The sequence below is a fragment of the Klebsiella sp. GFKo11 genome, from assembly GCF_056490265.1.
Window position 1 is genome coordinate 2120042 of the sequence record NZ_CM151369.1, and the last position, 26019, is coordinate 2146060.

Annotated in this window: 23 protein-coding genes; 8 read left to right on the top strand and 15 right to left on the bottom strand. The window is 55.8% G+C overall.

Annotated elements, in window-relative coordinates:
* The first annotated feature begins 52 nt into the window (after positions 1–52).
* Positions 53–406, top strand: a complete 354-nt coding sequence (locus tag AC07P6_RS10210; RefSeq protein WP_228288601.1) for a hypothetical protein — start codon at positions 53–55, stop codon at positions 404–406.
* 1 nt (position 407) lies between these two features.
* Here AC07P6_RS10210 and yegS read toward each other — a convergent pair whose 3' ends face one another.
* The 3 genes from yegS to AC07P6_RS10225 all read right to left on the bottom strand — a co-directional run bounded on the left by yegS (position 408) and on the right by AC07P6_RS10225 (position 3883).
* Positions 408–1304, bottom strand: coding sequence for a lipid kinase YegS (yegS, locus tag AC07P6_RS10215; protein ID WP_181485646.1), 897 nt, complete (start codon positions 1302–1304; stop codon positions 408–410).
* Between the two features lie 374 nt (positions 1305–1678).
* Positions 1679–3040 (bottom strand): prephenate-dependent tRNA uridine(34) hydroxylase TrhP, encoded by a 1362-nt coding sequence (gene trhP, locus AC07P6_RS10220; protein WP_181485647.1) that lies wholly within the window; start codon positions 3038–3040, stop codon positions 1679–1681.
* Positions 3041–3160: 120 nt separating this feature from the next.
* A complete protein-coding gene (locus AC07P6_RS10225) occupies positions 3161–3883 on the bottom strand; it encodes a tetratricopeptide repeat protein (protein ID WP_181485648.1) in 723 nt (240 codons plus the stop codon).
* A 50-nt stretch (positions 3884–3933) separates the two neighbouring features.
* Between AC07P6_RS10225 and AC07P6_RS10230 the strand changes: the two genes are divergently transcribed.
* Entirely contained in the window at positions 3934–4290 is a 357-nt protein-coding gene (locus AC07P6_RS10230; RefSeq protein ID WP_181485649.1) for a hypothetical protein, read from the top strand.
* On the opposite strand, the gene baeR is transcribed toward AC07P6_RS10230, so the two are convergent.
* The 7 genes from baeR to AC07P6_RS10265 form a co-directional block, all read right to left on the bottom strand.
* Positions 4189–4911 carry an envelope stress response regulator BaeR gene (baeR, locus tag AC07P6_RS10235; RefSeq protein ID WP_181485650.1) on the bottom strand — a complete coding sequence of 241 codons (723 nt, stop codon included), beginning with the start codon at positions 4909–4911 and terminating at the stop codon, positions 4189–4191. The genes AC07P6_RS10230 and baeR overlap by 102 nt on opposite strands.
* Entirely contained in the window at positions 4908–6434 is a 1527-nt protein-coding gene (baeS, locus tag AC07P6_RS10240; protein WP_181485651.1) for an envelope stress sensor histidine kinase BaeS, read from the bottom strand. Before baeS ends, baeR begins: the two co-directional genes overlap by 4 nt.
* Positions 6431–7846: an MFS transporter gene (gene mdtD / locus AC07P6_RS10245; RefSeq protein WP_181485652.1), complete on the bottom strand. Its 1416-nt coding sequence runs from the start codon at positions 7844–7846 to the stop codon at positions 6431–6433. The genes baeS and mdtD overlap by 4 nt, the downstream gene beginning before the upstream one ends.
* A 1-nt stretch (position 7847) precedes the next feature.
* On the bottom strand, positions 7848–10925 hold the full coding sequence (gene mdtC, locus AC07P6_RS10250) for a multidrug efflux RND transporter permease subunit MdtC (RefSeq protein ID WP_181485653.1): 3078 nt from the start codon (positions 10923–10925) through the stop codon (positions 7848–7850).
* On the bottom strand, positions 10926–14048 hold the full coding sequence (locus AC07P6_RS10255; RefSeq protein ID WP_181485654.1) for an MdtB/MuxB family multidrug efflux RND transporter permease subunit: 3123 nt from the start codon (positions 14046–14048) through the stop codon (positions 10926–10928).
* Entirely contained in the window at positions 14048–15307 is a 1260-nt protein-coding gene (locus AC07P6_RS10260) for an MdtA/MuxA family multidrug efflux RND transporter periplasmic adaptor subunit (RefSeq protein ID WP_181485655.1), read from the bottom strand. Before AC07P6_RS10260 ends, AC07P6_RS10255 begins: the two co-directional genes overlap by 1 nt.
* 204 nt (positions 15308–15511) lie before the next feature.
* On the bottom strand, positions 15512–15697 hold the full coding sequence (locus tag AC07P6_RS10265; RefSeq protein WP_478316153.1) for a hypothetical protein: 186 nt from the start codon (positions 15695–15697) through the stop codon (positions 15512–15514).
* Between AC07P6_RS10265 and AC07P6_RS10270 the strand changes: the two genes are divergently transcribed.
* The 4 genes from AC07P6_RS10270 to AC07P6_RS10285 all read left to right on the top strand — a co-directional run bounded on the left by AC07P6_RS10270 (position 15692) and on the right by AC07P6_RS10285 (position 18733).
* Entirely contained in the window at positions 15692–16453 is a 762-nt protein-coding gene (locus AC07P6_RS10270) for a dimethylarginine dimethylaminohydrolase family protein (protein ID WP_478316154.1), read from the top strand. The two genes, AC07P6_RS10265 and AC07P6_RS10270, sit on opposite strands and share 6 nt — an antisense overlap.
* A gap of 28 nt (positions 16454–16481) precedes the next feature.
* Complete coding sequence (locus AC07P6_RS10275) at positions 16482–17255, top strand: ABC transporter substrate-binding protein (protein ID WP_182207325.1); 774 nt, start codon at positions 16482–16484, stop codon at positions 17253–17255.
* 63 nt (positions 17256–17318) lie between these two features.
* Positions 17319–18011: an ABC transporter permease gene (locus tag AC07P6_RS10280; RefSeq protein WP_182207324.1), complete on the top strand. Its 693-nt coding sequence runs from the start codon at positions 17319–17321 to the stop codon at positions 18009–18011.
* On the top strand, positions 18008–18733 hold the full coding sequence (locus tag AC07P6_RS10285; protein ID WP_182207323.1) for an ABC transporter permease: 726 nt from the start codon (positions 18008–18010) through the stop codon (positions 18731–18733). Before AC07P6_RS10280 ends, AC07P6_RS10285 begins: the two co-directional genes overlap by 4 nt.
* Here the strand turns inward: AC07P6_RS10285 and AC07P6_RS10290 are convergent, their stop codons facing one another.
* The gene (locus tag AC07P6_RS10290; protein ID WP_182207648.1) at positions 18734–19189 is read right to left on the bottom strand and encodes an Lrp/AsnC family transcriptional regulator; all 456 of its coding nucleotides are present in this window, start codon (positions 19187–19189) and stop codon (positions 18734–18736) included.
* A 14-nt stretch (positions 19190–19203) separates the two neighbouring features.
* Between AC07P6_RS10290 and AC07P6_RS10295 the strand changes: the two genes are divergently transcribed.
* Both AC07P6_RS10295 and AC07P6_RS10300 read left to right on the top strand, forming a co-directional pair.
* A complete protein-coding gene (locus AC07P6_RS10295) occupies positions 19204–20322 on the top strand; it encodes a succinylglutamate desuccinylase/aspartoacylase family protein (protein ID WP_478316156.1) in 1119 nt (372 codons plus the stop codon).
* 240 nt (positions 20323–20562) lie between these two features.
* The gene (locus tag AC07P6_RS10300) at positions 20563–21795 is read left to right on the top strand and encodes a dicarboxylate/amino acid:cation symporter (protein ID WP_249421917.1); all 1233 of its coding nucleotides are present in this window, start codon (positions 20563–20565) and stop codon (positions 21793–21795) included.
* A 304-nt stretch (positions 21796–22099) separates the two neighbouring features.
* Here AC07P6_RS10300 and AC07P6_RS10305 read toward each other — a convergent pair whose 3' ends face one another.
* The 4 genes from AC07P6_RS10305 to AC07P6_RS10320 form a co-directional block, all read right to left on the bottom strand.
* Positions 22100–22717, bottom strand: a complete 618-nt coding sequence (locus AC07P6_RS10305) for a helix-turn-helix domain-containing protein (protein ID WP_182207320.1) — start codon at positions 22715–22717, stop codon at positions 22100–22102.
* Between the two features lie 107 nt (positions 22718–22824).
* Positions 22825–22965, bottom strand: a complete 141-nt coding sequence (locus AC07P6_RS10310) for a small membrane protein (RefSeq protein WP_142462796.1) — start codon at positions 22963–22965, stop codon at positions 22825–22827.
* A gap of 368 nt (positions 22966–23333) precedes the next feature.
* Positions 23334–24032 carry a response regulator transcription factor gene (locus tag AC07P6_RS10315; RefSeq protein ID WP_182239856.1) on the bottom strand — a complete coding sequence of 233 codons (699 nt, stop codon included), beginning with the start codon at positions 24030–24032 and terminating at the stop codon, positions 23334–23336.
* Entirely contained in the window at positions 24029–25999 is a 1971-nt protein-coding gene (locus tag AC07P6_RS10320) for a sensor histidine kinase (protein ID WP_478316159.1), read from the bottom strand. The genes AC07P6_RS10315 and AC07P6_RS10320 overlap by 4 nt, the downstream gene beginning before the upstream one ends.
* Between the last annotated feature and the right edge of the window lie 20 nt (positions 26000–26019).

A 26019-nucleotide genomic window follows, 5' to 3' on the forward strand; every position in this document is an offset into this window, starting at 1 on the left:
AATAAAATCCTGGCAATATTGGCAACGAAATCATTTTCAGTGCAGCGGTGAGTTGAGTTTATTTAGCTCGGGTTTTCAGGGAGATATTTCTGTACGCTACATATTTGATGATGAGCGCGGTCTGGCGATCGTCCGTGGGGAAATTACGCCGCCGCAGGGTAAGCCGTTCACTATCAATCAGAACATCTGGTTTAGCTTTACCCGCGATGGTCAGCACTACTTCCTGCGTTCCGAAACGGTCTCTGCCAGTATCGGTAAGCTTGAGGAAGAAGAGCAGATCAAATCCATTCTGCCGACCTTCTTCATCCAGCCGCAGGTGCCGTTTTACCTGAATATCCAGCGCTTGAACGAACGTACCCGGCTGCTGTATACCAGCCGGGCACCCTCTTTGCTTTGCGAGACTTGAATTAACGTAACAGCACGCAGTCTGGCGGCAGTCGGCAGCGTAGCGCTGCCGGCAAAATTTCCATGCGGAAGGTTTTGCCGCTCAGCGGCTCGCCATCAAGGTTAAACGTCATCTCGTGGGGGGCGGTTATCTCAAACCATGAGGAGACGCCATCGATGATATTCGGCGAGGTTTCCGGGTTTGCCAGGGTACTGAACAGCGCCGGGATCAGCTCTTCGCCGGTAAAAATGCGCAGATGCAGCAGGCCGTCGTTGATTAACGCCTCCGGGCAAAGTTGCTGGCCGCCACCGGCCTGGCGTCCGTTACCGATACCTATCACCAGCGCATCGCCCTGCCAGTGAAAATTCTCACCGCGGATTTCACAGCGGTCTGGCTTAAGGGTATCCATGCGCATCAGGCCGTGGATCAGATAGGAGACGCCACCGAGGGCGGCTTTCAGTTTCTCCGGCGTTTCAGTGGTAATACGGGTGCCGAAACCACCGGTAGCCATATTAATAAATCCGCTCTGGTCGTTGACTCGCGCAATATCGATAGCCACATCGCGCCCGACAATCGCCAGTTTCAGGGCGCTGGCCAGATCCTGAGGAATGCCGACGCTGGTGGCAAAGTCGTTCGCCGTACCCAACGGTAAAATCCCCAACGCCATCTTGCCATCGCGCTCGACCAATGCCGTGGCGACCTCGTTGATGGTGCCATCACCGCCGCCAGCAATGACCGTCTCTACGCCCAGCCCGAGGGCTTCATCGACAAAGCGCACGGCATCACCTTTTTCCCAGGTGACACGGACGTGAATGTCGATACCTTCGTCGCGCAACAGTTTAACCGCTTCGCGCAGCTGCGGTTCATTGGCGCCTTTGCCATTCAGGATCAGTAAGCTGGCTGGAAATGTTGACATCATCAAGGGGACCTTTATTGCACAGTAATGCATAAAGTGTACCGCATGCAGGAAGCGAAGGCCGGGGAGATAGATAAAAAATAAGCCCGCGTAAGGGAGATTACGCAGGCTAAGGAGGTGGTTCCTGGTACAGCTAGCATTTATGGGTTATGTTTTTCAGCGAAATGGATGATATCTGCTTTGAACGAAACGGTATGTGATCCGTTTCTAATATCTTTACATCGCGAAAAATTAACCCAATTTATACCTTAAATAATTCGAGTTGCAGGACAAGGCACTTGTGCCTTGAACAGCGCTTGCGCTGGCCCCGGAGGGGCGAGGCCACAGGCCGAGTAACGCGGCCAACGCACATGCAACTTGAAGTATGACGGGTATAACTAGTTACTATGCGGGTTTCTGGTTGTCTGATCCGTAAAGTTGCGCATCAGCAGTGCATACTGCAGGACCATATCTTCCGGAACAGGCAACCATACTGTGTGACCATCGCCCGGCGCGACCGGCATGATTTCGCCTTTGCCGTTTTCCATATGTTCGAGCGTAAAGTTGACGTTGCCCTGCGGGGTCATCAGCTCAAGGCTGTCGCCGACGGAGAATTTATTCTTCACCGCCACAGCGGCAAGCTGGCCGTTGCGCTCGCCGGTAAATTCACCGACAAACTGTTGGCGCTCGGAGATGGAGTAGCCATATTCGTAATTCTGGTAATCTTCATGAGTATGGCGACGCAGGAAGCCTTCGGTGTAGCCACGGTGAGCGAGGTTTTCCAGGGTTTCCAGCAGATTGGTATCGAACGGTTTGCCCGCCGCCGCATCGTCAATGGCTTTGCGGTAAACCTGGGCGGTACGTGCACAGTAGTAATGTGATTTGGTGCGTCCTTCGATTTTCAGCGAGTGGACGCCCATTTGGGTCAGACGCTCAACGTGGGCAACCGCGCGCAGATCTTTTGAGTTCATGATGTAGGTGCCGTGCTCGTCTTCAAAGGCGGTCATGTACTCGCCCGGACGTTTAGCTTCTTCAATCATAAAGACCTGGTTGGTCGGCGCGCCAATACCCAGCGTCGGTTCGACGTTCTGCACCGGGATCGGCTCATGCTTATGCACGATATTGCCGACGTCGTCCTCTTTGCCTTCCTGGACGTTATATTCCCAGCGGCAGGCATTGGTGCAGGTGCCCTGGTTCGGGTCGCGCTTGTTGATATAGCCGGAGAGCAGGCAGCGGCCGGAGTAGGCCATACACAGCGCACCGTGAACGAAAATTTCGATTTCCATTTCCGGCACCTGGCTGCGAATTTCGGCGATTTCATCCAGCGACAGTTCGCGGGAGAGGATCACGCGGGTGAGCCCCATTTGCTGCCAGAATTTGACCGTCGCCCAGTTAACGGCGTTAGCCTGTACTGACAGGTGAATAGCCATCTCGGGGAAGTTTTCCCGCACTAGCATGATTAAACCCGGGTCGGACATAATCAGCGCATCCGGACCCATTTCCACTACCGGCTTCAGATCGCGAATAAACGTTTTCAGCTTGGCGTTATGCGGCGCAATGTTGACGACCACATAGAATTTTTTGCCCAGCGCATGGGCTTCGTTGATGCCGAGCTGCAGGTTTTCGTGATTGAATTCGTTATTGCGCACGCGCAGGGAGTAACGCGGTTGGCCCGCATAAACTGCATCTGCGCCGTAAGCGAAAGCGTAACGCATATTTTTCAGCGTTCCCGCCGGGGAAAGGAGTTCCGGTTTAAACATGATTTTCTCGTTCTGATGACAGGTCAGATTCGCCGCACCCGGTGCGACGAGTTGGGGAGTTCCCCCACATTAAGGGCGGGCATTGTAGCGCTGTGGGGGGGGGGGAGTAAACCGTCCGGCTTAATCAACGCGCAGATAGTGTCCGTCAGCGCTGACGTTCATGCCAAAACCGCAGTTCATGGGAGTATCGGTGCTAGCGTCGATGGCTTCGGAAGAAAACGCCAGCGAGATATCGCAGTGAATGTAGTCTCCTTCCCGAAGCGCCACGACGCCTTTGCCATTTTCAAGCAATACCGATTCAGAAAATTCGCCAATATTGGGGCCAACGTAGATCCCCATCATGCCGAAATAATAACCCTGAAAATCAACTTGAAAGCGCGATGGCTGGGGCAACGTTTTTATGGTCAGTACGTTCCAGGAGGCGCGCCCGGAATAGTTCCAATATTCACCCGCAGCGGAAGCTGGAGGCGGCAGAGCCGCCAGCTTATCTTTAATAAGCCCCAGATTGTAAATCGACTTGCTATCGTCCGGTCTTATCATCAGCCAGGCGCGGGCTTTACGCCATTGACCTTCGCGCATCCAGGTCAACGCCACGTTGTTGTAGGCCGTGGCGATGGCGCTGTCGTCAAGGGTGCAGCTTTCGCTCCACGCGGCCTGCTGCTCAAAAGCTTTACGCGCTTTGGCATAGTTTTTCGCTTTGTAGAACTGCTCGCCCTGATTGGCCCAGTCCGGGATTTTTGCACAATCAGCCTCGATCTGCTGCTCGGTGATTTCTGCTCTGGCGGCGGCGCAGAGCAGAAGCAGAGCGTAAAAAGGTAAATATTTCTTTGTATTATCACTCATGGCATTCCTTGCGCAGTTGAGTATTAGAGAATATCTGGATGGAATATATCATGACGTCGGATGATTTCTTATTCTTGAGGGTATTCTCAGATTATGGCGTGGGGGAAGGTGGATATTTCCCGGAGGCGATGCTGCGCATCTGTCCGGGCTACCGGCCCGCAGGCGGCGGTGAACCGGTTGCCTGGTCAGCGCAGCGCCACCGGGAAGACGCTACGCCGATGCATCAGGTCCGGCACATTTCCCCGGCTACCGGCCCGCAGACGGCGGTGAACCGGTTGCCGGGGAAATGTCGGGCAGTTGGCTCACTACGCCAGGCGGCAGGCGTCGGCTTCCCAACGATAGCCTACGCCGTAAACGGCGCGGATAAACGACTGCTCGGCGTCCAGCGACTCCAGCTTGCGACGTAGGTTCTTGATATGGCTATCGATGGTTCGGTCGGTCACCACGCGGTAATCATCGTACAGATGATTCAACAACTGCTCGCGCGAGAAGACTTTGCCCGGCTCCTGGGAAAGGGTTTTCAGCAGGCGGAACTCTGCGGGTGTAAGGTCCAGCAGTTTATCGCGCCAGGAGGCCTGGAAGCGGCCTTCGTCAACGATCAGCGGGCTTTGCGCATCCAGCGCCTGCAGATCGCGCTGCGGCTTGCAGCGGCGAAGAATGGTCTTCACGCGAGCGACAACTTCACGCGGGCTGTAGGGTTTACAAATATAGTCGTCGGCACCGATTTCCAGCCCGAGCAGACGGTCGATCTCTTCGATTTTCGCCGTCACCATCACTACCGGAACTTCGGAGAAGCGGCGGATTTCGCGGCATAAGGTGAGTCCGTCGGTGCCGGGCAGCATCAGATCTAACAGGATCAGATGCGGCGGCGTCTGGCGAACGTACGGTAGAACCTGATCGCCGTGATTAATCAGCGTCGGCGAATAGCCCGCCGCCTGGAGATAATCGATCAGCAACTGGCCTAGCTTGGGCTCATCTTCCACGATCAGAATGCGTGGTGTGTTTTCATCAACAGGTAATTCAGTCATACGTCTCTCGATAAATTACGTTCCAGAGGTAACTCTACTTTAATGCTAACCCCGCCCAAAGGCGAATGACCGGCACGCAAAGTGCCACCGTGGGCAGCCACAATGTTAAGGCAAATCGCCAGCCCTAAACCAGAGCCGCCGCTGGCACGATTGCGCGACCCTTCGGTACGGTAAAAGCGCTCAACCAGCCTTTCCAACTGCTCATCGGTTACACCCGGAGCGCTATCGGCAAAGTCGAGAACCAGCATGCGGCCATTTTGGCTGGCGCTAATCTGCAGCCCCCCGCCGCTATCGGTATAGCGCAGGCTATTTTCCAGCAGGTTATTAAAGAGCTGCATCAGGCGATCCCGGTCGCCGAAAATCGTCGCGCTTTCCGGTAGCGAAACACCGATCGACAGTCCGCGGCTGGCGAAACGTTCGCGGAACGCGCCAGCGGCGACTTCCAGCAGGTTGATGATATCCACCGAGGTTTTCTGGTAGGAGAGCGCACCTTCATCGGACATCGATAGCTGATGTAAATCGTCAACCAGTTTGGTGAGAGTGGCGACCTCGGCCTGTAAAGAGGTGATGGAGTCCGGGGTGAATTTCCTGATGCCGTCCTGAATCGCTTCCAGCTCGCCGCGCAGCACTGCCAGCGGCGTGCGCAGTTCGTGAGAAATATCAGCCATCAGGTCCCGGCGCATTTGCTGATTGCGCTCCAGGGTGCTGGCTAACTGGTTAAAATCCTGCGCCAGGCGGCCCAGTTCATCGCTGCTGCTGGCCGTAACACGGGTCGAGAAATCTCCGGCAGCCAGACGATGGGTGCCCTCGACCAGCCGCTTGACCGGCGCAAGCAGGCCGCGCGCCAGCGGGAAGGTAGCCAGCGCGGCGAGGAGCGTCGCGAGGGCGACAATCAGCCAACTGGTGCGTTTCTGCTGGCGGTCAAAATTGATATCTGTATTGCGCGTCAGACGTTCAACCGGCGACGCAATCACCGCGCCGACTTCCACGCCGTTAACCATAATATTGCGCCGGGTGCCATCTTTCGGTAAGCGTTCGCGCGGCCCTACCAGCACGCGGCCTTTTTGATCGACCACCCAGAACATGGTACGCCAGCCGTGCGGCGGAATGTCCGGGCCGGGACCTCGATCGCCGCGTGGGCCATCGAGCGGTCGGTCTGGCGCGGCATCCGGCGGCATCTCCCCGGGGCCGGGACCCGGTCCAGGCTCATCCATTGGCTCAGGTCTCATACCGCGCCCCTGCGGCGAGTGGTCGTCGTTGTCGCGCTCAAACGTTTTCAGCAACTGGAAAATAAACCGGTCATTATTGCGCAGGAACTTCCAGCTACCGTGCTGGGCATACTGTTCGCTCAGGGCGTCCCCGAGCATGGTCAGCCGCTGCTCGTTTCCGCGCTTGATATAGTCGATAAACCCGCGTTCAAAACTGATGCGCACCGCCCAGTGCATGCTGATTAACAGTACGATGCAGGTGGCGAGGATCGCGATAAATAGCTTGCCGGTAATGCCGGGACGCCAGAACTTCAAGATTCACTCCTTTTGCGACGACCAATCACGGTGTTGGTGGTGTCGTCGTCCGGTACGCGGGAAAAAATCAGCGCGGGTAGCGCGATAATCACCGCCATGCTTAAGTAGGTATAGAGAAAGACCTGATGAGTGGTTGTCGCATCGGCGCTGATATGCTGCTGACCATAGAGACCCAGCAGCATGCCGGCGATGGTGACGCCGATACTCATCGACAGCTGCATGACCATTGACAGCATGCTGTTGCCGCTGCTGGCGAGGTCATCGGGCAGGTCTTTCAGAGTCAGCGTGTTCATTGACGAAAAGCGGCTGGAGTTGATCATCCCTTGCAGGAATAGCACCACCGGCAGCAGCCAGTACCAGCCCGCGAGAGCGACCGCCATAAACAGCAGGCTGACCAGCGCCAGGCCGATTGTTGAGGCCACCAGCACCCGACGATAGCCGAAGCGGTTGACCACCTGGACCACGATACGCTTCATGCCCATGCTGCCGAGCACCATCGGGATCATCATCAGCCCGGCGTGGAATGGCGTAAAGCCGAGGCCAATCTGCAAAAATACCGGCGTCATAAACGGCAGCATGCCGCTGCCGATGCGCCCGGCGAAGCTGCCGCCGAGGCCGAGAGAGAAGGTGCGGTTGCTGAACAGTTTCAGGCTAAACAGCGCGTTGCGATTACCGCGCGCGTGCCACAGATAGAACAAAATGGATGCAACGCCGGCCGCTACCAGCGCCGCCAGCCACTGCACAGAGATACCGAGCCCTTTTTTACCGTCGAGCGCCAGGGTTAGCGTGGCCATTCCCGCCGCCAGCAGAATAAAGCCGAAGATATCAAAGCGCCGGGTTTGCAGGGTGTAGTTGGGCATCAGGCACAGGGTGGCGATGGCGCCGATAATCCCGACCGGAATATTAATCAGGAAGATCCAGTGCCACGAGGCGTACTCCACCAGCATTCCGCCGAGCGCTGGGCCGAGCAGCGGGCCGACCTGGCCGGGGAGGGTGACGAAGGTCATCGCCGCCATATATTGACTGCGCGGGACGATTTTCATCACCGTCAGGCGACCGACGGGAACCATCATCGCGCCGCCGACGCCCTGCAATACGCGGGCAAGTATTAACTGGTCGAGAGTAGCAGCCTGAGCGCAGAACAGCGAACCTGCGGTAAACAGGATGATAGCGCTGAAGAAAATATTACGTACGCCCACCCGGTCCGCCAGCCAGCCGCTGGCGGGCAGCATCACCGCTACCGTCAATACATAAGAGACGATAACCATATGCATATGCAACGGACTCTCCCCGAGGCTTTTCGCCATTGAGGGGAGGGCGGTGTTGACGATAGTGGTATCCAGCGCCTGCATAAAGAAGCCGAAGGCCACTATCCATAACTGCCAGCGCACGCTGGCGGGGAGATCGGTCATGTTATTCGCTTACCGGTTGATGGAGTTTTCGCGAAAAACGCAACCGCAGACGGTCGAAGAACAGATAGACCACTGGCGTGGTATACAGGGTCAACAACTGACTCATCACCAGACCGCCGACGATGGTAATCCCCAGCGGCTGGCGCAGCTCGGAGCCATCACCACTGGAGATAACCAGCGGCAGCGCGCCGAACAGCGCTGCCAGGGTGGTCATCATTATCGGGCGAAAACGCAACAGGCAAGCCTGGAAGATGGCTTCTTCCGGCGGCAGGTTGCCGTTACGCTGCGCCTCAAGGGCAAAATCGACCATCATGATGGCGTTTTTCTTCACGATGCCAATTAATAGCATAATCCCGATTAGCGCGATTAGGCTGAACGGGGCATCGAAAAGCTCCAGCGCCAGCAGCGCGCCGACGCCAGCGGAAGGAATGGTCGAAAGGATAGTCAGCGGATGAACGTAGCTCTCGTAGAGGATCCCCAGCACGATATAGACCGTGGCGATTGCCGCCAGAATCAGAATCACCTGCGAGTTCATGGTCTCCTGGAATACCTGCGCGGTCCCGGCGAACGAGCCGCGCACGCTTGACGGCACGCCAAGCTGGGTCATTGCCCGGTTAATCGCATCGCTGGCTTCCGACAGCGACTTGCCGGTCGGCAGGTTAAAGGAGATGGTCGACGCCGCCGACAGCCCTTGATGGTTCACCGACAGCGGGGCGTTGGCCGGTTGCCATTTGGCGAAATAAGAGAGCGGAATGGGTTTATCTTCGCTGTTGATCACAAACATCTTATCCAGCGCGCTGACGTCCTGGGTGTAAACCGGATCGACTTCCATCACCACCTTATATTGGTTCAGAGGCTGGTAAATGGTTGAGATCTGCCGTTGACCGAAGGCGTTGTTGAGCAAGTTATTGGCGTCCTGCACGCTGATCCCCAGACGCGACATGGTATCGCGATCGTAGATCAGATCCATCTCCGCACCGTTATCCTGCTGATCCGAGTTAACGTCCGCCAGTTCCGGCAGCGCCGCCAGCGCTTTGCGGATTTTTGGCTCCCACTCGCGCAGCGCCGCAAGATCGTCCGACAGCAGGGTGTACTGGTAGCTGGCATTAGCCTGACGTCCGCCTACGCGAATATCCTGTACCGCCATCAGGAACAGGTTGGCCCCCGGCTCTTTCGCCAGTTTTTTACGCAGCCGGTCGATAATCTGCTGCGCCGTTTCGTGTCGTTCATCGCGCGATTTCAGGGTGATAAACATCATCCCGCTGTTGACCCGTGAGCCGCCGGTAAAGCCAGTGACGTTATCCACCGCCGGATCTTCACGAATGATCTTCATAAAGTCCTGCAGCTTGCCGCGCATTGCCTGGAACGAAATGCTCTGGTCGGCCTGAATGCCGCCCATCAGTACCCCGGTATCCTGCTCCGGGAAGAAGGTTTTCGGAATCGAGATATAGAGCCAGATACTGAGCGCGATGGTGCCGAGCAGCACCAGGCCGGTTAAGCGGCTGTGCTTCAGTACCCATTTCAGCGACTTGCCGTATCCGCCCTGAATAGCCACCAGCAGACGACCAAAACCGCGCTTGCGCGTCGGCTCGTTGGGCTTGCCGCTTTTCAGCAGCCAGCCGCACATCATCGGCGTCAGGGTCAGCGACACCGCTAGCGAAATGCCGATCGCCACCGACAGGGTAACGGCAAATTCGCGCAGTAACCTCCCCGGTAGCCCGCCCATCAGCAGTAGCGGCAGGAAGACGGCGACCAGCGACACGCTCATCGACAGCACGGTGAAACCGACCTCCCGACTCCCTTGAAGTGCTGCCTGTAGCGGCTTCATACCCGCTTCGAGATGGCGGGAGATGTTCTCCAGCACCACGATGGCGTCATCGACCACAAATCCTGTGGCGATGGTTAGCGCCATCAGTGACAGGTTATTCAGGCTGAAGCCGCACAGGTACATCGCCGCAAAGGTGCCAATCAACGAGACCGGAACCGCCACCGCCGGGATCAGCGTTGCTCGTCCCGAGCGCAGGAACAGGAACACCACGAGGATCACCAGGCCAACCGAAATCACCAGCGTTTGCTCGACTTCTTCCAGCGAGGCGCGGATGGTTGGCGACCGGTCCTGGGCGATTTGCAGGTCGATAGATGCCGGGATCGTGCGCTGCAGATCCGGCAGGCGGGCGCGAATGCTGTCCACCGTTTCAATGATATTGGCTTCCGGCAGCTTGCGGATCATCAGCAAAATTGCCGGTTTAGCGTTGGTCATCCCGGCGTTGCGCACATCCTGTACCGAGTCGGTGACGTTGGCGACATCACCTAACCGCACCGCCGCGCCGTTATTGTAGTGCACGATTAATGGTTGATATTCGGCGGCGGTTTTTAGCTCGTCGTTGGTTTCTACCTGCCAGCGGTGGGAGGCGTCTTCCAGCGCTCCCTGCGGTTTACGCACGTTGGCGTCGCTGATGGCGGTGCGTACCGCGTCCAGCGACACGCCCTGGTTAAACAGCGCCTGCGGGTTGAGATCAACGCGCACGGCGGGCAGGGAGCTGCCGCCGACGTCAACGTCGCCGACGCCGTCAATCTGCGCAATGGTCTGCGCCAGCTGGGTAGAGGCGAAATCGTACAGCTCACCCTGGGAATAGGTATCCGAGGTGAGGGTGAGGATCATGATCGGCGCGTCGGACGGGTTGGCCTTGCGATAGGTCGGGCGGCTCGGCATGCCGCTCGGCAGCAGGCTTTGCGCGGCGTTAATTGCCGCCTGTACGTCGCGCGCGGCGCCGTTGATATCGCGATCGAAGTTGAACTCCATAATGATTCGCGTACTGCCAAGCGAACTGGAGGAGGTCATCTCGTTCACCCCGGCAATCCGCCCCAAAGAGCGCTCCAGCGGCGTCGCCACCGAAGAGGCCATAGTTTCCGGCGAGGCGCCGGGCAGCGAGGCGCTGATCATAATGACCGGAAAATCCACCTGCGGCAGCGGCGCGACCGGCAGCAGGCGGAAACCGAGGACGCCGCACAGGGTGATGGCGAGCGAAATCAGAATCGTCGCCACCGGGCGATAAATGAAGAGGGCGAAAAACTTCACTTACGCCTCCTCCTCACGCCGTGGGAACCGGCTCTTCATATACAGCGACAGGCGGTCGAACAGCAGATAGATGACCGGAGTAGTGAACAGGGTCAGCACCTGGCTGAGCATCAGGCCGCCAACCATACCGATCCCCAGCGGACGACGCAGTTCCGCGCCAACGCCGGTGCTCAACATCAGCGGCAGCGCGCCGAACAGGGCCGCCAGCGTGGTCATCAGGATCGGACGAAAACGCAACAGACAGGCCTGATAAATCGCCTCGCGCGGCGGCATGCCCTGTTCGCGTTCGGCGGCCAGCGCGAAGTCGATCATCATGATGGCGTTTTTCTTAACGATACCGATAAGCAGAATGATGCCGATAATGGCGATAACATCCAGCTCGCTACCGGCCAACCACAGTGCCAGCAGCGCGCCGACGCCCGCCGTTGGCAGGGTAGACAGGATGGTGATTGGATGAATAAAGCTCTCATACAGCACGCCGAGCACGATATACATCGCCACCACGGCGGCAACCACCAGCCAGACGGTGCTGCCGAGCGCCGACTGGAAGGCCAGAGAACTGCCCTGGAACTGGGTACGAATATCGCTCGGGAACTCCAGCGCCTGCTCGGCGCCAAGAATCGCCTCGACCGCATCGCCCAGCGAATAGTTGCCTGGGACGTTAAACGAGATCGTGGTGACCGGGAACTGATCGAGATGGTTAATCGACAGCGGGGCAAAGCGCTGCTCCACTTTGGCGATCGCCGTAAGCGGCACGATCCCGCCGTCGCTGCTGGTCAGGCGGATATTGTCCAACGCCGCCAGCCCCGGCGTCGCCTGGGTATCATGCTCCAGCACCACGCGGTACTGGTTCGCCTGAGTATAAATGGTGGAAATCAGGCGCTGACCGAAGGCGTTGTACAGCGCGTTATCGATATCGGACATGCTGATGCCGAGACGGCTGGCGCTATCGCGGTCAACGTTGATATACGCCGCCAGGCCTTTATCCTGCCAGTCGCTGCTGACGTCGGAGAGCTGCGGCAATGCCTGCAGGCGGGTCAACAGCTGTGGTACCCAGTTGCTCAGCGCATCAAGCGAGTTGGCCTGAAGCGTGAACTGGTACTGGGTGCGGCTGACGGTAGTGTCAATCGTCAGGTCCTGGGTTGGCTGAAGATAAAGTTCGATACCGGGAATGCCGTCCACCGCGTTTTGCAGGCGGGCGATGACCGTTTGTACGCGATCGTCACGCTCGTCCAACGGCTTGAGGTTGATTTGCAGGCGGGCGCTGTTCAGCGCCGGGTTGGTGCCGTCAACCCCAACGTATGACGTCAGGCTTTCCACCGCCGGATCTTTAAGAATGACCGCGGAAACCTGCTGCTGGCGCTCGGCCATGCTGGCAAACGATACCGACTGCGGGGCCTGTAGCGTGCCCTGGATGATACCGTTGTCCTGCGTTGGGAAGAAGCCTTTCGGAATAAACACCCATAGCATAATCGACAGCGCCAGCGTGCTAAGGGCCACGCTCAGCGTCAGCCACGGATGGTTCAGCACCCGGCTCAGCCAGCGGCCATAGACGGCGATCACCCGCTCAAAGAAGCGTTCGCTGGCGCGGGAGAAGCGGTTTTGCTTGCGCAGCGACTCGTGGCTTAACATGCGTGCGCACATCATCGGCGTCAGGGTCAGCGACACCACTGCCGAGATAAGGATCGCCACCGCCAGGGTGACGGCGAACTCGCGGAACAGGCGGCCCACGATATCACCCATAAACAGCAGCGGGATCAGCACCGCGATCAGCGAGAAGGTCAGGGAGATAATGGTAAAGCCGATCTCACCCGCGCCTTTCAGGGCAGCGGTCAGCGGTTTTTCGCCTTTCTCGATATAGCGCGAGATGTTTTCGATAACCACGATGGCGTCATCGACCACAAACCCGGTGGCGATGGTCAGGGCCATCAGCGTCAGGTTGTTAATCGAGAAGTCGAGGAACACCATTACCGCGAAGGTGCCGACCAGCGACAGCGGCACGGCGATGCCGGGAATAATGGTCGCCGGGACGTTGCGCAGAAACACGTAAATAATCATCACCACCAGGGCGATCGCCAGCATCAGCTCAAACTGAGTGTCGCTGACCGAAGCACGAATATTGGTGGTGCGGTCAGAAAGTACCTGCACTTTGACCGATTTAGGCAGGCTTTCGGTCAGCTGTGGCAGCATCTCGCGGATGCTGTCAGCAGTGGAAATGATGTTGGCCCCCGGCTGGCGCTGAACGTTCATCACGATCGCCCGCTGGTTATTGGCCCATGCCCCGAGCCAGCTGTTTTCCGCCCCCTGTTCAACTGTTGCGACATCGCCGAGGCGAATCGCCGCACCGTTCTGCCAGGCGATAATCAGGCGGCGGTAATCTTCCGCCGATTGCATCTGATCGTTAGCTGAAAGCGTAACCGCACGGGACGGACCGTCGAGGCTACCTTTTGCCGAGTTAACGTTGGCGCTGGTAATCGCGGTGCGGACCGTTTCGCTGGTCAACCCGAGGGCGGCAATGGCCTGGGCGTTCAGCTTCACGCGCACCGCCGGGCGTTGACCGCCCGCCAGAGTCACCAGCCCGACGCCGGAAACCTGGGAGATTTTCTGCGCCACGCGGGTTTCTACCATATCTTCGACCTGAGTCATAGGAATGGCGGAAGAGGTGACCGCGAGGGTCATAATCGGCGGGTCAGCAGGGTTCACTTTGCTGTAGACCGGCGGGTTAGGCAGATCTGACGGCAGCAGGTTAGTCGCGGCGTTGATGGCCGCCTGAACTTCCTGTTCGGCAACGTCCAGCGGCAGCGTGAGCTGGAACTGGAGCGTGACCACCGATGCGCCGCCTGAACTCTGGGACGACATCTGCTTAAGCCCGGACATCTGGCCAAACTGGCGCTCCAGCGGCGCGGTGATCGACGAGGTCACGACATCCGGGCTGGCGCCAGGGTAGAGCGTCACCACCTGAATGGTTGGGTAATCCACTTCCGGCAGCGCTGAAACGGGCAGGAAACGATAGCCGATAATCCCGGCCAGCATAATGGCCGCCATTAACAGCGTCGTCGCTACCGGGCGCATGATAAACAGACGGGAAGGGCCACCCGTACTGCTCGGCGGTAACACTTGCATCAGGAGCGCGCTCCTTTTTTACCGTATTCACGGCTGGTGGCTTTTGCCGGTTCGGCTGCGGTGGTGGCGTCGTGAGCCTCAACCACTTCGACCTTCGCGCCTTCCGTCAGGCGGTCGATGCCGTCGGTCACCACGCGATCTCCGGCGGAAAGCCCGGCGTTAATCACCACTTTCAGGCTGTCCTGAATCCCGGGCGTCACCGTATGCTTGCTGACTTTGTTTTCATCGTTCAGCACCCAGACGAAATGACCCTCGTTGCCCATTTGCAGTGCTGCGGTCGGAATAACCACCGCGTTTTGCTCGGTATCCACCAGCATCCGGGCGTTGACGAACTGATTCGGGAACAGGGCGTCGTCCTGATTATTAAAGCGTGCTTTAAGCTTGATGGTGCCGGTGGTGGCATCAATCTGGTTGTCGAGACTCAGCAGAGAACCTTCGCTGATCTTCTGTTTGTTGGTACGGTCCCAGGCTTCGACGACCAGGTTTTTGCCCGCCTTTTGCGCCTGAACCACCGTGGCGATTTGGTTTTCCGGCAGCGTAAAGACCAGGTCGATAGGGTGAGTTTGCGTTAGCACCACAATCCCGGTGGTGTCGCCGCTAGAGATCTGGTTGCCGATATCAACCTGCTTTAAGCCGACCCGACCATCAATCGGCGCGGTGATGCGGCTCCAGTTCAGCTGTAATTGGGCGCTGGCGACGGCGGCTTCATCGGCTTTAATCGTGCCCTGAGATTCGCTGACCAGCGATTGTTGAGTATCCAGCTCCTGGCGTGAAACCAGGTTGGTTTTGACCAATTGCTGGTAGCGCGCCAAATCGCGACGAGCGTTGGCCAGGGTGGCCTGATCTTTTGCCAGCTGGCCCTGAGCCTGGGCGAGGGCGACTTTAAACTGGCTGGGGTCGATTTCGGCGAGCAGGTCGCCCGCCTTTACCTGTTGGCCTTCCGTGAAGTGGATAGCCAAAAGCTGACCGTCAACGCGGCTGCGCACGGTGACGGTGTTCGCCGCCGTTACCGTACCAAGGCCGGAGAGATAGCGAGGGACCGATTCACTGGTGGCCGTTGCCGCCTGCACCGGCGCAAGGGCTGCGCCAAAACGACCGTGGCGTGGCCCACCTGGCCCTGGACCCTGCTGGCCCGGGCCTGCTGCCGTTACAGAGGTGCTGTTTGCCGCTTCGCGACCCTGCCAAAACCAGTACGCTGCACCCGCGACGATCGCGACTACCAGCACGGCTACCCAACGGCTTTTCTTGCTACCTTTCATTAATTTGCTATCTCATCCTGAAACGTTTCACGGAATGATACTAGTTTAGTCAGTGAACGCTGCTTAAAAATGGAGGAATTATGAAAAGACTGTTGAGATATGTCTGGATAAAACGCTTTTTGCTGAGAGGCTTACGGTGAATATTTACGCGTAATTTACGCTTATCAATTTTTACCCACCGATCTTGCGAACGCCGATATTTATTTATCGGTATCCGTTGTTTCTTGATACCAACAGCGGATTGCGTCGAATCTGAGCTGATATACAGCGTGAATAAGCAGCCGCTGGAGGTGATTCAACCTGATTGGCGGTCGTATCTGTTTGATAATCAAATTCACTCATTATTTTGCCTTTATCAAAGCGACCAATACCAGAGGGTTCTTTATGCATTTTACCCAAGCCATCGCTCGTCTACCGGCCGCTACCTGCGGCGCGGGCCAAACTACCGCGCAGCTAGGCGCGCCGGATATAGCCAGCACCACTCGCCAGTTTCTCGCTTATGTCGAAACTTTGCTTAAGCTCGGTCTCAAAGTGACCGTGCTGCCTGCGGCGGCAGATTATCCGGATGCGCACTTTGTTGAAGATACCGCCGTGGTGATGCCGGAACTGGCGGTGATTACCCATCCGGGCGCACCGAGCCGCCAGGGTGAAGTTGACACCATCGCGCCGGTGCTGGCGGGCTTTCGTCCGCTGGTGCAGATGAGCGAGCGTGGGCATATGGACGGCGGCGATGTGCTGCTGGTGGACAAGCAGTTTTTTATTGGCCTGACGGCGCGTACCGATGAGCAGGGCATTCGCGAATTTGCCGCTGCCGTTGAGCCACACGGCTATAAGGTGACGGCGATTGAAGTGAGCGCCGGTCTGCATCTGAAATCAATTGTTAACTACGTTGGCCGCAATACGCTGCTGCTGACGGAAGGCTATGTTAACCATCCGGCATTTAACGGTTTTAACAGCATTGTAATCCCTGAAGAAGAGTCCTACGCCGGTAATACGCTGTGGATTAACGATACCTTAATTACGCCGCAGGGTTACCCCCATACCCTGGGCGAAATCAGCAAGCTGGGAATGCCCATTGTGCAGCTCGACACCAGCGAATTTAAGAAAATGGATGGCGGGCTGACCTGCCTCTCACTGCGTTTTTAATCACCGCGCCGACACCGGGGAAACCGAAATGAAAACACGCATCGCCGCATTACTGGCCTGTATGGCGCTCAGCGCGCCGCTGGCCGCCCAGCAGTTTGACACCATCAGCTTTGGCGTCGATGGCGGCTATCCGCCTTTCGATGTCCTGGCACCCAGCGGTGAAATTACCGGTTTTGATATTGATATCGCCAATGCGCTCTGTACGCAGCTAAAAGCGAAATGCGTTTTCGTTAAGCAGCCGTTCGAAAGCATGATCGCCGCGCTGAACGCGCATAAATTCGATGCCATTATCGCCTCGTTGAATATTACCGATGAGCGCAAGAAGGAAGTGGATTTTACCGACCGCTACTATCGCAGCGCGGCGCAGCTGGTGGCACGTAAAGGCAGTCCGCTGCTGCCGGATGTTGCGACGCTGAAAGGCAAGACCGTTGGCGTCCAGACAGGCTCCACTCATGAGGCTTTTGCTAAGGCCAACTGGGCTAATCACGGCGTGAAAATCGTCGGTTACGCAAACCAGGATAACGTCTATCTCGACCTGCTTTCCGGTCGTATCGACGCCGCTTTGCAGGATAATATTCAGGCGGCGACTGGTTTTATCGATACCCCACGCGGGCAGAAGTTTGCCTTTGCCGGCCCGGTTATCCAGGACGGCGGCATCTCCTCTGACGTTGGGATCGCAGTCAATAAAGACAATCCGGCGCTGCGTGACGCGCTAAACGGCGCGATTAAAGCGATTCGTGCCGACGGCACCTACGACACCATTCAGAAAAAATATTTCAGCTTTGATATCTACGGCAAATAAGCTGGAGGGGGAGGGCGCAGTCGATGATTTGCGCCCCGTTAGGGTACAAGCGGAAGGCTGAACATGGTCGCAGATTATTTACCGTTACTGTTACGCGGCGCGGCGCTCTCGCTGTGCGTGATGCTGGCTTCGCTGCTGGTGGCCCTGCTGCTGGGACTGGTCAATTCACTGATTAAGCTGTTTGGCCCGCCGTGGCTGCGCCTGTTTTCCACCGCCTACACCACGTTAGTGCGCGGTATCCCGGAGCTGGTGATTATGCTGCTGCTGTTTTTCGGCGGCGAAATGCTGGTGAATCTGCTGTTGGGGCTGGTTGGGTTGGGTCCCGTTCGCTTCAATACTTTTATTTCCGGCGTACTGGCGATTGGGTTTGTTTTCGGGGCCTACTACACCGAGACCTTTCGCGGCGCATTTCTTACCGTTGATAGCGGGCAAACAGAGGCGGCGCAGGCTTACGGGATGCGCCCGTGGACGGTGTTCCGTCGGGTGATGCTACCGCAGATGCTGAGCTTTGCGATTCCGGGCATTAACAATAACTGGCTGGGGCTGATGAAAGCGTCGGCGCTGGTCTCGATCCTCGGCCTGGAGGATATGGTATGGCTGGCTGAACAGGCCGGGCGCGCCACACAAAAGCCCTTCTTGTTTTATTTCCTGGTCTCGCTGATTTATATGGTCATCACCGCGCTCTCCAGCTGGCTGTTTAGTCGCCTGGCAAAACGTTACGCGCTGCGCTCTTCAACGGCGGGAGCGACGCTATGAATGTACAAACCTTTATTGACGCGCTTCCCAGCTATTTGTGGAGCGACGGCAACGGAGCAGCGAGCGGGCTGGCGGTGACGGCAGAGCTGTTTTTGCTCTCGATCATCCCGGGCATGGTGCTGGCGGTACTGATGGCGGTGGGGCAGGTTTACGGCCCTCGGGCGCTGGCGCTGCCCATTCGCGCATTTACTTATTTTTTCCGCAGCACGCCGCTTTATCTGCAACTGATGCTGATTTACTACGGCTTGTCGCAGTTCGATATCGTGCAGACGGGTTGGATGAACGACCAGCCGTTCTGGCTGCTGTTTCGCGATGCCACCTTTTGCGCGGCGCTTGCGCTGGTGCTGAACACTTCTGCTTACGTCGCGGAATTGTTGGCGGGGATGATGGTGACTTTTCCGCGTCAGGAGTGGGTTGCCGGGGAAGCCTATGGGATGGGCAAATGGCAGATTATCCGCCGTCTGGTTCTGCCCGCGACTCTCAGACGGGGAATTCCGGCGCTGAACAACGAAATGGTCTTTTTACTGCACGCCACATCGTTGGCCAGTACCGTCACATTGCTGGATGTCACCGGCGTGGCGCGCGCCTTCTACGCTATGACCTATTCGCCGTTCATTCCGTTTCTGATGGCCGCAGCGCTGTATCTGCTCTGCACTTTTTTGCTGATTTTTGCCTTTTCACGTGCCGAGCGGCGCTGGCTGGCATTTATTCGTCGCGGCTAATCAGGAGCGCTTAATGGATTGCAGTTCGGTCAGGGTGACGATTTTATCAACGTGAAACTTTTTACTGGTCAGCCAGCTATCCGCCAGCTGGCAGTAGTGGGCCATACTGCGACAGCCAATCCGTACCAGGAAGTCAAAGCTGCCGCTGACCAGCCAGCAGTCCAGCACTTCGGGCGTCTGGCGCATCTCCTGTTCAAACACCGGCTGCGAGCGCCCGTGGTCAGCCAGCGCGATTTGCGCCTGCACCACAAAAGCGTGCTCCGGCTCGGGCAGTTCAATGATCGCGCTGTAGCCGCGAATAATGCCGTCGCGCTCAAGGCCGCGCACGCGTTCCAGGCAGGGACGCGCGGTGAGGTTTACCTGCTCCGAGAGCTTTTGATAAGAAATGCGGCCATCCCGGCGCAGGATTTCAAGGATCTTATGATCAATACGGTCAAGCCGGGCTTTCTTTTCCACAACCAGGACGTCCAATGAAAATTAAACACCATACGTTACCTGAACATGCGCTCAGTGGGCAGAGGCAATTAAGCCATTTTCACTTTGGCGAGCCCGGATCCGGGGAAAAAGTCTATCTGCAGGCGGGGCTGCACGCCGATGAAATCCCTGGCATGTTGGTTTTGCACTATCTTAAAAGATTGCTAAGTCAGGCGGAGCGACGCGGTGAGCTGCGCGGTGAAATCATTCTCGTGCCGGTGGCGAACCCGCCGGGGCTGGCTCAGGTGCTGCTCAATAGCGGTATTGGCCGTTTTGATCTGGCGAGCGGGCGCAATTTTAATCGTGACTTCCCCGACCTGGCCTTACTGGCGCGACCGCATATCGATGCGGAATCGCCTGTTTCCCGCATGCATTACTTGCGACGAGTGCGCGGCGCAATGCAGGTCGCATTAGCGGCACTTCCCAGCGAGAGTGAAGTTCAGGCCCTGCGCCATCATCTGTTGAGTCTAGCCTGCGATGCCGATCTGGTCCTGGATCTGCACTGTGACGACCAGGCCATGTTGCATTTGTACGCCGACCCGGACTGGCAGGAGGAAGCCGGCGTTATGGCGGCATTTCTCGGCATTGGCGCGGTGCTGCTGTCGCAGGAGAGCGGCGGCAACTCGTTTGATGAAGCCTGTGGTTTACCATGGCGACGTCTGGCCGTGCAGTATCCACAGTGGCAGCAATACCGTCCTGGTTGTATGGCGGTGACCGTCGAGCTGCGCGGGCAGCAGGATGTGAATCACGCCACCGCGTGTGAGGACGCCGAGCGTATTTACCGCTATCTGCAATATCGCGGCGTGCTGGCGGGCGATAAGCCTGAGGTGCCGCAGCAGGAAACGGTAATGTTGCCGTTTGCCGCCGGAGAGATTGTCACCGCCCCGGCAACCGGAATTTTAGTTCAGCTAAAACAGCCTGGTGAGTGGGTCAGCCGCGACGATGTTGTCGCGGAAATCATCGACCCGCTCACTGACATGGTCAAAGCGGTACGGCCGAAAGCGGGCGGCCTGATCTATGCCAGCCGTCGTGCGCCGTTTGTGACTCTTGGGGCGGAAGTGATGAAAATCGCCGGAGAGCAGCCGTTTAGCGGCGGTGGCGGGCTGGCGATGTAAGAACCGGACGTTTTGCTGAGGCTCTCTACGGCTTGATGCACATCAACGCGCACATTAACTTTTACTATAAAAACTAAAAAACGGTTGTAACTTCTCCTGCTTTTATTCAATTTGTATGGTGAATGTTTAATGCTCTCCAATAAATAAAATACATGAGCATTAAGATCAACATGTTAAATAAATCAGGGGTTAATTTTTGTGGCAAGTGCAAACAAACTCACGCTATTCATCATCATTTTCATGCTGTTGGGGATCCTCTCCGGCGCGGCGATACACGCATATGCCGCGCAAACGACCATTACCGCATGGTCTGAAAACATTACGCTGCTGACCGATGTGTTTCTGCGCCTCATTAAGATGGTGATTGCGCCATTGGTCTTCAGCACCTTGACGGTCGGCATCATGCGCCTTGGCGAGACGGCCACAATCGGGCGGGTCGGCGGCAAAGCGATGTTGTGGTTTATCACTTCGTCAATCCTGTCCATCCTGGTCGGGCTGGTGATTGTGAGCATTGAGCATCCGGGTACCGGCTTAAATCTGACGATCCCTAAAGAGTCCGTTGAGACGGGGCTGGCGGTGAGCGGCATGAGCTTAAAAGGCTTCTTGACCCACACCATACCGACCAGTATTACCGAGGCGATGGCCAACAATGAAATCCTGCAAATCGTGGTGTTTTCTATGTTCTTTGGCATTGGCGGCGCGTCGCTGGGGGAAAAATTCAATGCGCCTTTGGTCGCGGCATTGAATGTGGTTTCCCACATTATGTTGAAGGTGACCGGGTATGTAATGTACGTCGCGCCGCTGGCAATTTTCGCCGCGATCTCCTCGGTTATTGCCTCGCAAGGGTTGGGCATCCTGCTTAACTATGCTTCTTTTATTGGCGGTTACTATGTCGCTATTTTACTGACCAGCGCGGTGCTGCTGGCGGTAGGCTACGTGGTACTGAAAAAAGAGGTTTTCCGCCTGCTGAACATGCTCAAAGACCCGGTGCTGGTAGCGTTCACGACCAGTAGCTCCGAAGCTGCCTATCCAAAGACCCTGGAACGGCTGGTTAAATTCGGCTGCTCGCGCAATATCGTGTCGTTTGTTCTGCCGATCGGTTACTCCTTTAACCTGGTTGGATCGATGGTGTACTGCTCTTTTGCCGCCATGTTTATCGCCCAGGCTTACAATATTCAGCTGAGCTTTAGCGAAATCACCGTCATGATGTTGACCCTGATGCTGGCGTCAAAAGGGATTGCCGGGGTACCCCGTTCCGCGCTGGTGGTGCTGGCTGCGACTATCCCAAGTTTCAATATTCCCGTTGCCGGTATTCTGCTGCTGATGGGTATTGACCATTTCCTTGATATGGGGCGTTCGGCGATTAACGTACTGGGTAACGGTATCGCCACGGCGATGCTGTCGAAAAATGAAGGTTTATTACGGGAAGAAGAGCCTGAGTCTGAGGTTGAACCTCAGCAGGTAGAAGCCTGATGGCCATCCGCCCTCTCTGATGGGGGCGTTTTGCTGCATGAGATGAAAAAGAGGCCCCTAACAGGCACGCAAGGGGCAATGTGACGAAGTGACATATTCCTCGATAGAGACGTTTTTCTTATTGTATAAAAATACACAGCTGTATCTTTATACCAAGGAACCGGACAATACTACCTGCTGCTTATGGTGTCAGAGTAGACCTTTTTCACCGGGTGATATTTTTTCGGAATACCTTCCTGTACAAGCCGTCAAATTCCTAATTTTCAATGCTCTAATGTTATCAATGATTGGCATATGAGACAGGTTACCACCGCTCTCTTAACAAATTAATAAACTGGAAAAAGTCGTAATTGTTATTAAGACTATATTTTTCCATGATTTTACTTTTGTGCCAGGTGGTGGTTTTGATGCTGACCTTGTTGAGGGCCGAAATCTTACTGATGTCAAAGCCATGAATAATGCCATTGGCGACGGCGATCTGCGATCGTGATAGCATTTTATGCGGGCAGTTAGCGCAGGTTAGCGTTGAATCTGTAACCTGCGCCAGCGTCAGGCGTTCACACCTTTTTAGTTCCAGGGCAATAATTTCAAACATTTTATCAATGTTGACCGATTTTATTGAGACAAAGATAACACCTTTCAGGCAGTTAACGATTAACTCTTTTTCCGGGAGCTTGTCATAACTATGTAATATGATCACTGAGCTGTTTTTCTTGCGATTTTTTATGCTGGTATTGCACAGATAGATCTCTCCAGGGAGAACTTCAGCAATAATGATATCCTTATCTAAAAAGTCATTATGCTTATAAGAAAAACTGGCAGCGAGATTATCGTTGTTGCCGGTCAGTTCATTGACCATTGAAACCAAAGATTCTCTGAGAAACGTATTTTTAGTATTGATTGCGATGTTTATTCTTTTCATGGCGTTATTTCCCTGATAAATCAACATAACGCCATGTTGTGATCAATCCTCCGGGCGTATGCGGTGATTGTTGCTGTGCAGATTTTTTATTATTGCTGTGGCTTTAATTATCTTCTGCGCGAAGAGTTTTTCGTTGAAAACGGAAACTTCTGTTTTCTCCTGTCTCTGATATAAGAAACAAGACTATAGACGGAAACGCAAAGGCAAAATATACACAGCAATAAGGCTAACCATGTTTGCATGGCCATGATTGATATCCTTTAACTTAATTTTAGGTGTTAAAACAGTACATCGTACGCACGAGAATATTTTTATACTCTTCTTCAAAATCGTACTGGCGATCGTGGGAGCAAAGCGTGTGGCAAACGGCCGGAATTCAGAGGTTGCTGAATTTATCGACAGTCCATTATCTTAATGACGCTTTGACGTGGTTCGCTCACGACACCATGTCAATGTAGGAAAATTCTTAATGTGCTGTCAGTCTCATTTCTCTCATTCCTCTCAAAAAATGAAAAAAAGTTAACAAGAAAAGCCGAATTCATAACGTAATAGTAATGAAACAGTACAGAAAGGACGGACTAAGCCGGCAGACTGGTGACTGCCGGGGCGAGAGATATCAGGAAATAAACGCCAGACCTTTGCCAAAAATGGCGCGAATAGGCAGGGTAATGCCGTGCAGGCGGGCCTTGTGCCGTAAACGACTGATGACCACGTCGATTCGGTGCAGCTCCGGTTCGCCTTCATCGGTGAACAAGCAGTCGTGCAGGGCAACTTTGTTACAGACTTCATTACGATTACGCATTAAGACCTCCAGCAGCCGATACTCTTGTTGCGTCAGCGGTAGGGTCAGCCCCGAAGGTGCGACAAGCTGCTCAACTTGCAGCGTCCAGGGCGACGACGCTGACTGTTCCGCTGATACTGCCTGGGGAGCGTTAACTGGCGGTTTTTGCTGCCGAAGCCGGGAGCCAAGCGCATTAATGCTATCGGCGAGATCGGAAAAATTCACCGGTTTGATGAGGTAGAGGTCAGCACCTGAATTTAACGCCTGGAGCCGGTCCTGCTCATGCCCTCTGGCGGTGATGACGACCAGTCCAAACTGACCAATTTCGTGCAGATAGTCTAGCACGCTAAATCCATCTTCTCCCGGTAAGCCGATGTCGATGAGTACGATATCAACCGGATCGCGATGCAGCTGACGCCAGAATGCTTCTGCGCTGCGCACGCCCCAGGCGTCGAATCCGCGATGGCGTAAAAAGGCCAGCAGTTCATCGAGTAAATCAGCGCTATCTTCGATGATAGCCACACGTAATGTCATGATTTTTCCTTCTGCTGTCCGGTCTGTGGGAGAGTGAGCGCAAATTCGCATCCGGCAGGGGTGTTTTTGGCTAACCACAAGTCTCCACCGTGGGCTTGTACGATTTGTCGGGCAACATACAATCCGAGGCCAGTTCCGGCAGGCGTTGTCGTATGCGTCTCACCGCGGCGATAGCGCTCAAAAATCAGCTCAACCTGTTCACCCGGAATACCGGGCCCGCGATCGCTAATCCGTATTTCGAACGGCGTTTTCTGTTGATGAATTTCGATACAAATCTCACCTGAAGCGGAATACTTGACCGAATTATCGAGCAGATTGGCGAGCGCAATACATAGCAACCCGCCGTCAATAAATAGCACCGGGGAGGACGATTCCGGGCTGGTAGTTTGCCCATCAAGGGTGACAGTTAAATAATGATTCAGCGAAAGATCGACGACCGTCGCGGCCATCTGAATGACCGGTAGCAGTTCTGAATCTTGCTTATCAGCCCGGAGGGCATAGGACGACAGGCGGGCGTCGGCCAGACAGTTATCGGTTAACTGCACCAGCCGGGTCGTCGCCCGCTGCATCCTGTCGAGACGCGGTTCCTGCACAGAGGTTGAAGAGCACAGGCGTAAGTTTTCCAGCGCGGCCTGAATAATTGCCAGCGGTGTTCTGAACTCATGCGCCACCATGCCCATAAACTGGCGCTGATGGAAACTGGCTTCGCGCTCAATCTGTAGCTCCCGCGCCAGCTGCTGTTTCTTCATTAACTTGCGGTTTTCCGCGCGAACGCGCAGCACGGCGATAATCAATACGGTGACGATATGGATAATCAGCGCGTACTGCCAGGTTGAATAAACCATATTATGAAAGGGAATGACGCCATGGATGGAGAGCAAAACCAGCGCGGCGGATACCACGTATACCGGCGGCAGCAGCCCCAGCAGTAGCGTATTCAGGTCAATCGCTTTACGCCGCCACAGCGTCCAGGACGTTATCAGCAGAATAGGGGCGGCGATGAAGAATATTCCCGCTTCTATCTGCATCGCCAGGCCATAGAAGCCCAACGGGATACTGATTTGCAAGACAATATTTAACCCGATAGCCGCCAGCAGCAGTTTATGCAGTCGCGGCATATTCTTTTTAAGATCAAAAACCTCGCTGTGCATCCACAGGGCAGTGGCGTAGCTCACCAGCGACAAACAGCTGATCATGTAATCCTGCACCGGCAACACCACGTCGCCAAAGAGCCATTCAGGATAACCGTGCAGTGCCGCCACCAGCGGATAGTTGAGGGAGAACAAGCAGATCCCCCACAGTAAACGGCGGCGCAGCGCAACGGCGAGCCACAGTGCGATGCTGCTGGCAATCACAGCCAGACCAAAATAAAAGCTCCAGAAGGCCGTGTCGAGAGTCGCAGAGCGCACAAACTCCTGTGGGGAAGAGAGGGTTGCCAACAGAATGAGTGTGCTGCTGCTCTGGAGACGGAATGCTATCTCGTAGCCCTCAACGGTGGGGGGCGGCGGTAAAATCAGCACGCTCTCCCGATAGTCGAGATCGTTATCCCGGGCGGGAGCATGATCGCCAAACTCTTTTCGTATCCACGGGCTATCGCTGCCGTAGGGACGATAAAATACGCTTAAATGATCAACAAATGACGGGCCCAGCTGCAGCCAGCGTTGTTCACCGGCGAAGTATGCCGCAGGAAGCGTGGTACGCAACCAGAAGGTCTTTGGCGAATAGCCAAACGAGGGGATCAGCGGTGCCGTTTTCAGCGCATCTTTCGGCAGAGAAAAAAAGGCATCTAACGTCATCTTGTCGCTGACGTCGGCGTACCAGTATACAGGAATATCGATACCCAGTTGACGGACTTCCGCGCGAGCCGGAGCCAACATCTGTAGGACCAAAAATACGCCACTCCATGCCCAGAAATGAAGTCTGTTGCATCGGCAAACAATATCAAAAACTGCGCACACACGATTCAATCACGACCCCTTGCGGTATG

Excerpts from the sequence above, each read along its gene's own strand:
- yegS (WP_181485646.1), bottom strand. The coding sequence starts at position 1,304 with ATGATGTCAACATTTCCAGCCAGCTTACTGATCCTGAATGGCAAAGGC.
- trhP (WP_181485647.1), bottom strand. The coding sequence starts at position 3,040 with ATGTTTAAACCGGAACTCCTTTCCCCGGCGGGAACGCTGAAAAATATG.
- AC07P6_RS10225 (WP_181485648.1), bottom strand. The coding sequence starts at position 3,883 with ATGAGTGATAATACAAAGAAATATTTACCTTTTTACGCTCTGCTTCTG.
- AC07P6_RS10230 (WP_181485649.1), top strand. The coding sequence starts at position 3,934 with ATGACGTCGGATGATTTCTTATTCTTGAGGGTATTCTCAGATTATGGC.
- baeR (WP_181485650.1), bottom strand. The coding sequence starts at position 4,911 with ATGACTGAATTACCTGTTGATGAAAACACACCACGCATTCTGATCGTG.
- mdtD (WP_181485652.1), bottom strand. The coding sequence starts at position 7,846 with ATGACCGATCTCCCCGCCAGCGTGCGCTGGCAGTTATGGATAGTGGCC.
- AC07P6_RS10255 (WP_181485654.1), bottom strand. The coding sequence starts at position 14,048 with ATGCAAGTGTTACCGCCGAGCAGTACGGGTGGCCCTTCCCGTCTGTTT.
- AC07P6_RS10260 (WP_181485655.1), bottom strand. The coding sequence starts at position 15,307 with ATGAAAGGTAGCAAGAAAAGCCGTTGGGTAGCCGTGCTGGTAGTCGCG.
- AC07P6_RS10270 (WP_478316154.1), top strand. The coding sequence starts at position 15,692 with ATGCATTTTACCCAAGCCATCGCTCGTCTACCGGCCGCTACCTGCGGC.
- AC07P6_RS10265 (WP_478316153.1), bottom strand. The coding sequence starts at position 15,697 with ATGCATAAAGAACCCTCTGGTATTGGTCGCTTTGATAAAGGCAAAATA.
- AC07P6_RS10275 (WP_182207325.1), top strand. The coding sequence starts at position 16,482 with ATGAAAACACGCATCGCCGCATTACTGGCCTGTATGGCGCTCAGCGCG.
- AC07P6_RS10280 (WP_182207324.1), top strand. The coding sequence starts at position 17,319 with ATGGTCGCAGATTATTTACCGTTACTGTTACGCGGCGCGGCGCTCTCG.
- AC07P6_RS10285 (WP_182207323.1), top strand. The coding sequence starts at position 18,008 with ATGAATGTACAAACCTTTATTGACGCGCTTCCCAGCTATTTGTGGAGC.
- AC07P6_RS10295 (WP_478316156.1), top strand. The coding sequence starts at position 19,204 with ATGAAAATTAAACACCATACGTTACCTGAACATGCGCTCAGTGGGCAG.
- AC07P6_RS10300 (WP_249421917.1), top strand. The coding sequence starts at position 20,563 with ATGCTGTTGGGGATCCTCTCCGGCGCGGCGATACACGCATATGCCGCG.
- AC07P6_RS10305 (WP_182207320.1), bottom strand. The coding sequence starts at position 22,717 with ATGAAAAGAATAAACATCGCAATCAATACTAAAAATACGTTTCTCAGA.
- AC07P6_RS10310 (WP_142462796.1), bottom strand. The coding sequence starts at position 22,965 with ATGGCCATGCAAACATGGTTAGCCTTATTGCTGTGTATATTTTGCCTT.
- AC07P6_RS10315 (WP_182239856.1), bottom strand. The coding sequence starts at position 24,032 with ATGACATTACGTGTGGCTATCATCGAAGATAGCGCTGATTTACTCGAT.